At 36.5% G+C, this 1,364-nt stretch carries 2 protein-coding genes; both read right to left on the reverse strand.

Annotated elements, in window-relative coordinates:
- Positions 1-410, reverse strand: a 410-nt coding sequence (locus tag F6K49_RS49520; protein WP_293110127.1) for a beta-ketoacyl synthase N-terminal-like domain-containing protein, incomplete at its 3' end; no start/stop codon positions are given.
- A gap of 118 nt (positions 411-528) precedes the next feature.
- Positions 529-1,364: polyketide synthase dehydratase domain-containing protein (locus F6K49_RS49525; protein WP_293110130.1), on the reverse strand; the 836-nt coding region annotated here is incomplete at its 5' end.

A 1,364-nucleotide genomic window follows, 5' to 3' on the forward strand; every position in this document is an offset into this window, starting at 1 on the left:
GATCCAAATAGTTGATTCGAGAGTTCAGTAATGCTTGAAACATTACCGAAAATTACACCACACTTTGAGAGCACCCTATCATTGTTCAAATAATTGCTGTGTTGCAATGCTTGTTTGGCAACATAGAGCCACCGTTGGAAGAGAGGATCTAACCCTTCAAGAAGTTCTGAAGGCAAGTTGTATCCAGTGACATCAAACTGAAAATCTCGGATATATCCTCCCATTAAGGAGTAGGTTTTATCCGGTTTATTTTTTAATGGATTAAAAAAAAATGCCGGTTCAACTCCTATGTCATCCTTATTTAATTCGGAAGTAGAATCTTTTTTGCTAATCAGATTATGCCAGAATTCTTCTGGAGTTTTGGCATCAGGGAAGAGGCAAGACAATCCAATTATTGCTATTTTATCCATAGATTTTTGATCACAAAATATAGCTTTTACAGCTTTTACAGCTTTTACAGCTTTTAATAATCAGCTTTAAAAAAATGTAGTTCCGGTATAATATTAATTGCTTTGATAAAAAAAACTTTTACCATAAAGGAAAAATAGTTCCTTTCCAGCCAAGCCAACGGGAATAAATTTGTCCTTCACGATTATGGGCTATCATATCAACAATGACATTTTTATTTACTTTAGATTTGAGCTCCGTAGATACATAAAACGTTTCTCCCGGTGGGATCATGGCAAATTGTTCAAATTTTTCCGATTGGGAAGGTAACAATTCCTCTTGATAAAACGCATAAATTAAAATTCCATTAGCGTGTGTCTGAAGATCAGCGATGTAGGGATTGAAAGTTTGAATTGTAAACTGCCCTTGTTGTCGGTCACTAATAGATGACCAACGACAGGCTGCTGTAATTTTTTTAGCAGTCAGATTCAAGACCCGTTTCACCCCCCAAAAGGAAGGGCCATGAAATAAGGTGCATTTTCCAGCTTGATATAATGGTGATTTAATCTGTTCAGGAATTTCAACATCTTCCTCAACGTTAACGCTCTCATAAGTGGGAGCACTCTTGATTTCTCTGACCAGCTTAATCTGAGCCCGATAATGCTCATGATAAGGAATTTTACTTTCTTCTTTTTTACTCCATATTTTTCCTTCAAATTCTATTGAACCGTCATTGGTCTTAGCAATTTCTTTGAGATCCAGAACATATTCACTTGCCAGATTATTATTGAAAATAATCCCTTTCAAGACCTTGAAATTTGTGTAACTGAAGAATTTGTAACCGGGATACAGTTGTTCACAGGCATTAATAATCCATCCTACGGCACAAGTAGCTGGCAATACTGGATAACCGCCAATGATGTGATCTTGTAAAAAGGGATTAGCGTCCAGTGTCAATTTGCGGCGAATACGATAGA

It is taken from the genome of Moorena sp. SIO3I6 (genome assembly GCF_010672095.1).